The organism is Streptomyces xylophagus (genome assembly GCF_000716435.1).
Taxonomy (GTDB): domain Bacteria; phylum Actinomycetota; class Actinomycetes; order Streptomycetales; family Streptomycetaceae; genus Streptomyces; species Streptomyces xylophagus.
The window spans coordinates 1-9,948 of sequence record NZ_JNWO01000060.1 but is presented as its reverse complement, the minus strand read 5'-3'; the positions used below and the strand labels follow the sequence as shown (position 1 = coordinate 9,948).

The window sequence follows — 9,948 nt, the reverse complement described above, 5'->3', positions numbered from 1 at the left end:
GGGGTGGGGGGAGGGGAGGGGGAGGGCCCCCGAGAAGGCGAGCACCCCGGAGAAGGTCAGCGCCCCCAAGTCCGCTTCCACTGCGGGGACATATTCACCCTCGCCACCACACAACTCCCCGGCCCCTACGACCTCGTCCACGACTCAGGCTGCTTCCACCACCTGCCTCCGCACCGGCGCATCAGCTACCTCGCCCTGCTGGACCAAGTCCTCGCCCCCGGTGGGTACTTCGCGCTGACTTGCTTCGCGGTCGGCGGGATGGGCTCCGAGGTGGCCGACGCGGATCTCTACCGAGGGTCCGGTCTCCAGGGCGGCTTGGCCTACACACCCGAAGAGTTGCGCTGGATATTCGGGGACCTGGAGGAGGTCGAGCTGCGCCGGATGCGCGACGAACCCGACGACTCGCCGTGCTTCGGGGAGGACTTCCTCTGGACGGCGTTGTTCCGCCGGGGAGCCGGAGCGTAAGGCGGGGCCGTAAGGCGGGTCGGAGCGGCGCTACAGCCACCCCTGTTGCCGGGCCTCCCGCATCGCCTCCATGCGGTTGCGGGTGCCCGTCTTGCCGATCGCTGAGGAGAGGTAGTTGCGGACGGTGGACTCGGAGAGGTGGAGCTTGCCGGCGATGTCGGAGACCGTCGCGCCGTCCACCGAGGCCTTGAGGACGTCGCACTCGCGGGCGGTGAGCGGATTGGGGCCCGCGCTCAACGCGGCGGCGGCCAGCGCCGGGTCGATGACGGTCTCGCCGGTGAGGACGCGGCGGATCGCGGCGGCCAGGTCCTCCACGGGGCCGTCCTTCACCAGGAAGCCCGCCGCGCCCGCCTCCATCGCCCGGCGCAGATAGCCGGGGCGGCCGAAGGTGGTGAGGATCAACACCCTGCAGTCCGGGGCCTGTTCGCGGAGTTCGGCGGCGGCGTCCAGGCCGCTCATGCCGGGGAGTTCGATGTCGAGGAGGGCGACGTCGGGGCGGTGGATCAGGGCGGCGTCCACGATCGTGTCACCCCTCCCGACCTGGGCGACGACCTCCAGGTCCGGCTCCATGCCGAGCAGCAGGGCGAGGGCGCCGCGCATCATGCCCTGGTCCTCGGCGAGCAGCACTCTGACGGACTTGGCGGGCCGGTGGTCCCGGGGCATCTCATCCACGGGGCAAGGGTAAGGCCCAGGGCGGTTATCAAAGACTCGTCATTGTTCGCGTCCGCGAGTCTTGACGGCCTTGGGCTGCGGGCAAACAATCGCCTCGGCATTCCGTGATTTCCCTGGAATTTCCCGGGCCGAGCCGATTTCGGAAAACTTTCGACAGTTCGACATTTCGATCGCGAATTGGTTCGGCATTTCGATCGAACGGCGTCCGGTATATCGGACGGACGCCGAAGCTCGCCCCGTAGCCGCACCCGTACTCGGACCGACCACCCGCACCGACCAACCCGCACCGCCCTACCAGGAACAGAATGAGGTGCACCGTGTTCTTGAGATTCCTCCGCACCCGGCCGCGCCGGCTGAGAAACGCCACCCTGGCCGCACTGTCCGCGCTCGTGACCGTCGTCGCACTGGCCGTCGGCGTTCCGCAGGCGTCGGCCGCCACCTCGCTCCCGTGCGACATCTACGCCACCGCCGGGACGCCCTGCGTCGCCGCGCACAGTCTCGTCAGGGCGCTCTACTCGTCGTACAACGGCTCGCTGTACCAGGTGCAGCGCGCCTCCGACAGCGCCACCGCGAACATCGGCCTGCTGGCGGCCGGGGGGTATGCCAACGCGGCGGCGCAGGACTCGTTCTGTTCCGGTACGACGTGCATCATCACCAAGATCTACGACCAGTCGGCGCGCCACAACGACCTCACGATCGAGGGCGCTGGCGGGGCCGGCGTGGCCGATGTCGGGGCGCCCGCCGACGCGCTGCCGGTGACTGTCGGCGGGCATCAGGTGTACGGCCTGGAGATCTCGGCCGGCATGGGCTACCGCGACAACTCCACCTCGGGCGTGGCCACGAACGGCGCCGCCGAGGGGATGTACATGGTGACCTCGGGCACGCACGTCAACGGCAGTTGCTGCTTCGACTACGGCAACGCCGAGACCAACAACCAGGACACCGGCAACGGTCACATGGACGCGATCAACTTCGGTACCGAGTGCTGGTTCTCGCCCTGCTACGGCGGGGGTCCCTGGGTGCAGGCCGACCTGGAGAACGGGCTGTTCCAGTCGGACTCCGGGTACAGCAAGAACACGGCGAACACCGGCACCGGCGCGATGCCGTTCGTCACCGCTTTGCTGAAAAACAACGGTCAGGACCATTTCGCGCTGAAATACGGAAATGCGCAGTCGGGCAGCCTCACGACCACCTATTCCGGGGGTGAACCCACCACCAGTGGATACTCGCCCATGCACCAGGAGGGCGCGATCGTCCTGGGTACCGGCGGTGACAACAGCAACGGCTCCATCGGGTCGTTCTTCGAGGGCGTCATGACCGCGGGCATCCCGACGGACGCCGCCGACAACTCCGTACAGGCCAACATCGTGTCCGTCGGCTACGGCGGCACCACGGGCACGACCGGCACACTGGCGGCCGGGTCGGAGATCTCGCTGCGCGCGACCACCTCGTGCTGCACCGGCGACTACATCCGCCACCAGAACAACGCGGCGGTCCTCTCGGCCATCACGTCGAGCAGTTCGACGCTCGACAAGGGCGACGCGACCTGGATCGTCCGCAAGGGCCTCGCCGACAGCTCCTGCTACTCCTTCGAGTCGCGGAACTACCCCGGCGACTTCCTGCGGCACTACAACTACCAGCTCTACCGCCAACCCATGGTCGGGACCACGCAGTTCAGACAGGACGCCACGTTCTGCGCCTCGACCGGCAAGAGCGGCACGGGCACCTCGTTCGCGTCGTACAACTACCCGACCAGATATCTCCGGCACTACAACTACAACGTCTACATCGCGAGCGACGGCGGTTCGAACGCCTTCGACAGCGCCACCTCGTGGACGGACGACGTGAGTTGGGTGGTCACGGCTCCCTGGGCGCCGTAGCCACCTCGGAGGCAATGGCCGGCTCCAAGTTCAACTCCGCCTGCTCCACCGGGAGTTCGGCGGTGACCGTGAAGCCGCCGCGCGGTGACGGGCCGGCCCGCAGGGACCCGCCCGCCGCCGCGAGGCGTTCGGTCAGGCCCTTCAGGCCGGTGCCGCCGATGCCCTCGGCGGGACCGGCCGTCGCCTCGCCCCCGTCCCCGGGGCCGTCGTCCGCGACCGTCAGGCGGACCCGGTCCAGGACACCGTCGAAGGTGATCTCGCAGCGGGTCGCGCCGCTGTGCCGTACGACGTTGGTGACCGCCTCGCGGACCACCCAGCCCAGCAGCGCCTCGTTCTGCGGGGTCAGGGGCGGGCCCGACTGGCGGACCACCGGGTCGATGTCGGCGGCGGACAGGGCGGAGCGGGCGCGGTCCAGTTCGGTGGCGAGGCTGCCCTCGCGGTAGCCGGTGACGGCCTCGCGGATCTCGGTGAGCGCCTGCCGGCCGACCGATTCGATGTCGGTGATCTGGCCGAGCGCCGCCTCCATGTCACGGGGTGCGAGCCTGCGGGCCGCCTCCGACTTCACCACGATCACCGAGAGGGTGTGCCCGAGCAGGTCGTGCAGGTCGCGGGAGAAGCGCATGCGTTCCTCCGCCACGGCTCGGCGGGCCAACTCCTCGCGGGCGGCGCGCAGTTCGCTTACGGCCTCGGAGAGCGAGAGGATCGCGGCGGTCACCATCGTCGACAGGAACGTGCCGTAGGCGACGTTGATCGCGTCCCAGCCCGCCCGGTAGATGGAGACCGCCGCGGCGAGCGCGGTCAGCGCGAGGCCGACCTGGCCGAGGCGCGGGCCGCGCAGACAGGCCCCAGTGGCGAGGCCGAGCAGCGGGAAGAAGTACAGCCAGCTGCCGCCGTAGCCGAGGGCGAGACCGCAGGTCACCAGGCCCATGACGACGAGCGCCACCCGGGTCGAGACCGCCTCGCGCTTCTCCTTCACGAAGGAGCGGAACACCACATAGATGTAGAGGGAGTTGAAGGTCAGCAGGCCCAGGCCGCCGATCCAGGGGTTGTCGGCCTTGCCCTGGAGGAGGTTGGAGAAGGAGCCCAGTCCCATCAGCAGCCACGGCAGCAGGGAGAAGCCGGTCGGTGGCGGGCCGGGGTGCTCGGGCCACTCGCCCCTGCGGCGCGCCTCCTTCTGCGCGACCTTGAACTCCGCCATGTCGGCCCGCCACCGGGCCCGTGCCGTCCGCCAGGCGCGTACCTGGCACCTGATCCCTCGCATCCAGGTCATCTCTCCCGCTCCCCCGGTCACACGGTCCGCCCGGTCCGGCGGTACGCCAGCACAGCGTACGAACCGAACGCGAGCAGCCAAGCCGTCAGCACCACGATCGCGCCGAGTGCCGGGGCGTGCCCGTCGGCGACGGAGGTGCCGAGTTCGGCGAAGCGGTTGGTCGGGGTGTAGGCGGAGACCGCGCGCAGCCAGCCGGGGAACAGGCTGATCGGGAACCACAGCCCGCCGATCACCGCGAGCCCCAGGTTGCAGGCCATGTTCGCGACGCCGGTGGTCTGGGAGGTGAGCCCGTAGCCGTTGGCGAGGCCGAGCAGGGTGAAGGGGATCGAGCCGAGCCACAGCAGCAGCGCGATCAGCGCCCACTGCCAGGCGGCCAGCCGTACGCCGTTGACGAGACCGCCCGCCGCGAGCACCGCGACGATCGCCGGCAGCACGGTCACCGAGCCGGTCAGCGCCCGGCCCAGCACGACCTGGCGCGGGGTCATCGGCGTCACCCGCAGTTGCCGCAGCCAGCCGATCGCCCGGTCCTCGGCGACCCCGCCACCGGTGTTGAGCGCGGAGCCGACCGCGCCGTAGGCGGCCATACCGACCATCGCCGTGGCCTTGTAGCCGCTGTCGTCACCGCCGAGGTTCGTGAACAGCAGGTACATCATCACGGGCATCGCGATCCCGCCGATCACGAAGCCGACGTCGCGCAGGGTCCGGCGTACTTCGAGGCGCAGGTAGTCGATCATCGGACGGGCTCCGTCTCGGGGGCGGTGCGGGTGGGGAAGGTGGTGTCCGGGGACACCGGGGCGGCTTCGAGTCGGCGGATCGCGGCCGTGCCGCCGGTCGCCGAGTCGAGGTCACGCGTGGTCCGGCGGCCTGCGAGCCGCAGACAGTCGCGCATCACACCGTCTCCAGTTCGGGTTCGAGTTCGTGTGCCGTCAGCGCCAGGAACGCGTCGTCGAGGGACGCCGGGCTGACCTCCAGGCCGCGGATCGCGTCCAGGTCAGCCAGTGCGCGCACGGTCGCGTCCGAGTCGTCGGTGCGCAACAGGGCGCGGTCTCCGCGCACTTCGAGGGTCCGTACGCCGGGCAGCCGGTCGAGGCCCTCGGTGGCGCGGCCGGCCAGGTCGAAGGAGACGAGGCTGCCGCCGGCCGCCCGCTTGAGCTGCTCGCCGGTGCCGTCGGCGACGATCCGGCCGCGGTCGATGACGACGATGCGGTCGGCGTGCGCGTCCGCCTCTTCCAGGTAGTGCGTGGAGAACAGCACGGTGTGGCCGCGTCGCGCGTACGCCCGCATCGACTGCCAGAACGCGTGCCGTGCCTCCACGTCCAGGGCGGCGGTGGGTTCGTCGAGGACGATCAGCGACGGGTTGCCGGCCAGCGCCACGGCGAACCGCACCCGCTGCGTCTGCCCACCCGACAGTCGGTCCACCCGCCGCCCGGCCAGCTCGCCGATACCGGCCAGCTCCAACGCCCGCGCCACGGGCATCGGTGTCGGATAGCGCCGGGCGACGAAGGCGACCAGTTCGCCGACGGTGACCCGGGGCACCGCACGCGACTCCTGGAGCATGGCTCCGACCAGCCCGTTCCGTACGGCCAACTCGGGCGCCGCGCCGAACAGTTCGACCGTGCCGGCGTCGGGCGCGTTCAGCCCGAGCAGCAGGGAGATCGTCGTCGACTTGCCCGCACCGTTGCGGCCGAGCAGCGCGACCGTCTCCCCGCGCCCGATCTCCAGATCCACCCCGTCCACGGCACGCACCGCGCCGAAGGTCTTGACCGCCCCCGCGAAGGACACGGCACGCTCCGACCGGGCCGCCGTCCCGCGTGCCACCCCGTCTGCCGCCCCACCTGTCTGTGTCATGGCTACGACGCTACGGATCCGGGCCCCTCGCCCGGCAGATGCGCATGTACGGACTCGGGCAGGACAAATGTCACGGGCGCCGGAGCGGACGCCGGTACGGGCGCCTGTACGGACGTCGGTGCCGACACCCACCTGACGCACCGTCAGGAGCCTTCACAAGTGCGGGGCGCTCGGCTATACAGAAGGGCGCCGGACTGGAACGCGTTCTAGGTCGGCCCGTGACGACCTCGGTGCGGCCGACGGTGCGGACGGCCGCACCGAGGTCTTCGACCACCGGCGATCAGGAGCCCCATGCCCATCGACGCAGCCCTGGCCCTCGCGGCCGAACCCCGGACCGGCGAGATCTCCTGGAACACCAAGGACGTCCAGCTCTACCACCTCGGCCTCGGCGCGGGCACCCCCGCGACCGACCCCGACGAGCTGCGCTACACCCTGGAGTCCCGGCTGCACGTCCTGCCGAGTTTCGCCACCGTCGCGGGCAACGGCTCACCCGGCGTCATCAGCGGCCTGTCCATGCCCGGCATCGAGGTCGACCTCGCCCGCGTCCTGCACGGCGGCCAGTCCCTGCGCCTGCACCGGCCCATCCCGGCCCAGGGCACCGCGACCACCACCAGTCACATCGCCGCCGTGTACGACAAGGGCAAGGCGGCCGTCCTCGTCATGCGCACCGAAGTCGCCGACGCCGAGGGCCCGTTGTGGACGAACGACGCGCAGATCTTCGTACGGGGAGAAGGCGGCTGGGGCGGCGACCGCGGCCCCTCCACCCGCCTCGCCCCACCGACAGGCGCCCCCGACAAGGTGGTTGAGCGGCACATCCGCGAGGACCAGGCCCTCCTCTACCGCCTCTCCGGCGACTGGAACCCGCTGCACGCCGACCCGGAGTTCGCCAAGCTCGCCGGGTTCGACCGGCCCATCCTGCACGGGCTGTGCACCTACGGCATGACGCTCAAGGCGGTCGTCGACACCCTGCTCGGCGGCGATGTGACCCGGGTGCGCTCCTACGACACACGGTTCGCCGGAGTCGTCTTCCCCGGCGAGACGCTCCGCATCCGCATGTGGCGGCAGGGCGACACCGGCGCCGGAACCGTGCGGGTCGCGGTGCGCGCCGTGGAACGGGACGACGCGCCCGTCCTCGCCGACACGATCGTCGAACACGCCTGAGCCAGGCCAGAGTTGACCCGAGTTGAGGGGAGCCGCACCATGCTCGCAGCCGTACTGCACGAGATAGGCCAGGACAAACTGGATGTCCTCGACGATGTCGAGGCGACGGGATTCGGGCCCGGCCGGGTCAGGATCCGGGTGCGCGCCACGGGGCTGTGCCACTCGGACCTGTCCGCGATGGCCGGCGTACTGCCGCAGCCCGCTCCCTTCGTGCCGGGACACGAGGGCGCGGGGGAGATCCTCGAAGTCGGCGAGGGCGTAACCCACTTGAAGCCCGGGGACCGGGTCGTCGTCTGCTGGCTGCCGGCCTGCGGGGCGTGTCCCGCCTGCAAGCGCGGTCAGACCCAGCTGTGCCTGGCCGGGTTCATGAACGCGGGCACCCCCAACTTCAAGCGCCCCAGCGGAGATGTCTTCGGCTTCGCGGGCACCGGCACCTTCGCCGAGGAGGTCGTCGTCGACGCGGGCTGCGCCGTACCGATCCCCGACGACGTGCCCTTCGACATCGCCGCGCTCATCGGCTGCGGGGTCACCACCGGACTCGGCGCCGCGCTCAACACCGCTGATGTGGAGGCCGGTTCGTCGGTCGCCGTGATCGGCTGCGGGGGCGTCGGCATCTCGGCGATCCAGGGCGCCCGTCTCAAGGGCGCCGCCGAGATCGTCGCCGTCGACCCGGTCGCCTCCCGCCGCGAGTCCGCCCTCAAGTTCGGTGCCACGAGGGCGATCTCGCCGGACGAGCTGCCCACGGCCAAGCAGGAGGTCACCGGCGGCGAGGGCTTCGACTACGTCTTCGAGGTCGTCGGCCGCTCCGCCACCGCCCGCACCGCCTACGACAACACCCGCCGCGGCGGCACCCTCGTCGTCGTCGGCGCGGGCGCCCTGGACGACTACCTCCAACTCAGCATGTTCGAGCTGTTCTTCGACGAGAAGCGCATCCTGCCCTCGATGTACGGCGGCGGAGACGTCCTGCGTTCCTACGAGCGCACGATCGCCCTGTGGCGGGCGGGCCGCGTCGACCTGGAGGGCCTGATCACCCACCGCGTGCCACTGGCCGACATCAACGAGGCCCTCGACCAGATGCGCCAGGGGACGGCCCTGCGCACGTGCATCGAGATCTGAAGGTCGGTCATGACGTTGCCACTTGAGGGACTTGCCGCGATCGTCACCGGCGCCGGACGCGGCCTCGGCCGGGCAGAGGCGCTGGAACTCGCCCGGCTCGGCGCGGCCGTCGTCGTCAACGACTACGGACAGCCGGGCCGGGACGGTTCCGGCGAGGCCTCCGCGGGCCCCGCCGAACAGGTCGCCGCCGACATCCGCGAGGCCGGCGGCCGGGCCATCGCCCACACCGGGGACGTGGCCGACTTCCAACAGGCCGGTGAACTGGTCGACTTGGCGATCGACCACTTCGGCAGGCTCGACATCCTCGTCAACAACGCGGGCATCCTGCGCGACCGCATGGTCTTCTCCATGACCGAGGGCGAGTGGGACGCGGTGATCCGGGTCCACCTCAAGGGCCACTTCAACACGACCCACTTCGCGGCCAGGCACTGGCGCGAGCGGTCCAAGGAGACCGGCGCACCGGTGTACGGGCGGATCGTGAACACCTCGTCCGAGGCGTACCTCGCCGGCTCCGCCGGGCAGCCCAACTACGCGGCGGCGAAAGGCGGAATCGTCGGCCTGACCACCTCCACGGCCCTCGCCCTCGCCAAGTACGGCGTCACCGCGAACGCCATCTGCCCGCGCGCCCGCACCCGGATGACCGAGGACGTCTTCGCCGGTTTCGAGGAGCCCGACGACGGCCTCGACCCGCTGGCCCCCGAGCATGTCGCCCCGCTCGTCGGCTACTTGGCCTCACCCGCCGCCGAACGGATCAACGGACAGCTGCTCGTCGTCCACGGCGGCATGGTCGCGATCGTCGAACGCCCGCACGTCCAGGCCAAGTTCGACAGCAAGCAGGACACCTTCAGCTACGACGAGCTGGACGCCGTACTCACTCCGCACTACGCGCGGCGGCCGGGCGGCGAGACGTTCGCGGCGGCCGAAGTGCTCGGGCTCAAGCGGGAGTCCGGCGGGGAGTAGGCAGAAGTCCGGCGGAAAGTAGGCAACGGAACGGCCGGTGGGCCAACGGAACGGCCCCGCTTGTCCGGAGACGAGCGGGGCCGTGTGGTGCTGACGTGCCGTCAGGCGTTCGCGTACTCGGACTGCTCGGACGGCTTGCGGTGACGGCCGTGGGCGGCAGCGTCGCCGTCCTGTGCCGAGACCGGGCCCCGGTGCTTGCCGTGACCGGAGGCCTCGTGCGTGTCGGCAGACATGGTCTGCGCGGTGTTTGCGTCGTTCATCGGAAAGTTCACCCCGTTGCAACATGATCCTTCATACAGCTCGGCGATCTTATCCAGCCGTTCCCGGGGCGACGCGCGGCGGACCGCCGTCCGGAACGACTTCGTTACCGAGCCGCATCACTTTGTTACCCGACGGCCACCCGGCCTTTGAGCGGAGCCTCCCGCAAGGGCACCGGACGGGGTGCGGCCGGCACCGGAGGATCCGGTTCGGACGGTGGTGACGGCTCCGGCGCGGCCTCCCCAGGCGCGCCGGCCGTCCCGTCCCGAACCGGACCCTCCGGGCGTGTTTCCCCCGTTCCCCCCGTTCCCCCCGTAT

11 protein-coding genes are annotated in these 9,948 nt (G+C 70.7%); 5 read left to right on the top strand and 6 right to left on the bottom strand.

The window, feature by feature from the left end; all coding sequences use genetic code 11:
* A partial coding sequence (locus OO70_RS49830) for a class I SAM-dependent methyltransferase (protein WP_158711668.1) occupies positions 1-465 on the top strand: 465 nt, incomplete at its 5' end.
* A 30-nt stretch (positions 466-495) separates the two neighbouring features.
* On the opposite strand, the gene OO70_RS49825 is transcribed toward OO70_RS49830, so the two are convergent.
* Positions 496-1,128: a response regulator transcription factor gene (locus OO70_RS49825; RefSeq protein WP_043688064.1), complete on the bottom strand. Its 633-nt coding sequence runs from the start codon at positions 1,126-1,128 to the stop codon at positions 496-498.
* A gap of 326 nt (positions 1,129-1,454) precedes the next feature.
* Here OO70_RS49825 and OO70_RS49820 point away from each other — a divergent pair, with 326 nt between their 5' ends.
* Positions 1,455-3,017 (top strand): alpha-L-arabinofuranosidase B, encoded by a 1,563-nt coding sequence (locus OO70_RS49820; protein WP_043688062.1) that lies wholly within the window; start codon positions 1,455-1,457, stop codon positions 3,015-3,017.
* Here the strand turns inward: OO70_RS49820 and OO70_RS49815 are convergent.
* From OO70_RS49815 to OO70_RS49805, 4 genes are read right to left on the bottom strand one after another with little or no spacing between them, the layout of a single operon-like run.
* Positions 2,995-4,287: a sensor histidine kinase gene (locus tag OO70_RS49815; RefSeq protein ID WP_043688060.1), complete on the bottom strand. Its 1,293-nt coding sequence runs from the start codon at positions 4,285-4,287 to the stop codon at positions 2,995-2,997. The genes OO70_RS49820 and OO70_RS49815 overlap by 23 nt on opposite strands.
* A gap of 17 nt (positions 4,288-4,304) precedes the next feature.
* Positions 4,305-5,021 (bottom strand): ABC transporter permease, encoded by a 717-nt coding sequence (locus tag OO70_RS49810; protein WP_043688059.1) that lies wholly within the window; start codon positions 5,019-5,021, stop codon positions 4,305-4,307.
* Positions 5,018-5,176 (bottom strand): hypothetical protein, encoded by a 159-nt coding sequence (locus tag OO70_RS55115; protein ID WP_158711667.1) that lies wholly within the window; start codon positions 5,174-5,176, stop codon positions 5,018-5,020. The genes OO70_RS49810 and OO70_RS55115 overlap by 4 nt, the downstream gene beginning before the upstream one ends.
* Complete coding sequence (locus tag OO70_RS49805; protein WP_043688057.1) at positions 5,176-6,069, bottom strand: ABC transporter ATP-binding protein; 894 nt, start codon at positions 6,067-6,069, stop codon at positions 5,176-5,178. Before OO70_RS49805 ends, OO70_RS55115 begins: the two co-directional genes overlap by 1 nt.
* A 357-nt stretch (positions 6,070-6,426) precedes the next feature.
* On the opposite strand from OO70_RS49805, the gene OO70_RS49800 reads away from it, so the two are divergent.
* The 3 genes from OO70_RS49800 to OO70_RS49790 are packed head-to-tail and all read left to right on the top strand — an operon-like array spanning position 6,427 to position 9,372.
* Positions 6,427-7,296: a MaoC/PaaZ C-terminal domain-containing protein gene (locus tag OO70_RS49800; RefSeq protein ID WP_043688055.1), complete on the top strand. Its 870-nt coding sequence runs from the start codon at positions 6,427-6,429 to the stop codon at positions 7,294-7,296.
* Positions 7,297-7,335: 39 nt separating this feature from the next.
* Positions 7,336-8,412 (top strand): Zn-dependent alcohol dehydrogenase, encoded by a 1,077-nt coding sequence (locus OO70_RS49795; protein WP_043688053.1) that lies wholly within the window; start codon positions 7,336-7,338, stop codon positions 8,410-8,412.
* 9 nt (positions 8,413-8,421) lie between these two features.
* Positions 8,422-9,372 (top strand): 3-oxoacyl-ACP reductase, encoded by a 951-nt coding sequence (locus OO70_RS49790; protein WP_043688051.1) that lies wholly within the window; start codon positions 8,422-8,424, stop codon positions 9,370-9,372.
* Positions 9,373-9,473: 101 nt separating this feature from the next.
* Here OO70_RS49790 and OO70_RS55675 read toward each other — a convergent pair whose 3' ends face one another.
* On the bottom strand, positions 9,474-9,632 hold the full coding sequence (locus tag OO70_RS55675; protein WP_199827561.1) for a hypothetical protein: 159 nt from the start codon (positions 9,630-9,632) through the stop codon (positions 9,474-9,476).
* Positions 9,633-9,948 lie beyond the last annotated feature (316 nt).

What these genes read in the sequence shown, in the direction of transcription:
- OO70_RS49825 (WP_043688064.1), bottom strand. Translation starts at nt 1,128, where the DNA reads ATGCCCCGGGACCACCGGCCCGCCAAGTCCGTCAGAGTGCTGCTCGCC.
- OO70_RS49800 (WP_043688055.1), top strand. Translation starts at nt 6,427, where the DNA reads ATGCCCATCGACGCAGCCCTGGCCCTCGCGGCCGAACCCCGGACCGGC.
- OO70_RS55675 (WP_199827561.1), bottom strand. Translation starts at nt 9,632, where the DNA reads ATGAACGACGCAAACACCGCGCAGACCATGTCTGCCGACACGCACGAG.
- OO70_RS55115 (WP_158711667.1), bottom strand. Translation starts at nt 5,176, where the DNA reads ATGCGCGACTGTCTGCGGCTCGCAGGCCGCCGGACCACGCGTGACCTC.
- OO70_RS49815 (WP_043688060.1), bottom strand. Translation starts at nt 4,287, where the DNA reads ATGACCTGGATGCGAGGGATCAGGTGCCAGGTACGCGCCTGGCGGACG.
- OO70_RS49795 (WP_043688053.1), top strand. Translation starts at nt 7,336, where the DNA reads ATGCTCGCAGCCGTACTGCACGAGATAGGCCAGGACAAACTGGATGTC.
- OO70_RS49790 (WP_043688051.1), top strand. Translation starts at nt 8,422, where the DNA reads ATGACGTTGCCACTTGAGGGACTTGCCGCGATCGTCACCGGCGCCGGA.
- OO70_RS49810 (WP_043688059.1), bottom strand. Translation starts at nt 5,021, where the DNA reads ATGATCGACTACCTGCGCCTCGAAGTACGCCGGACCCTGCGCGACGTC.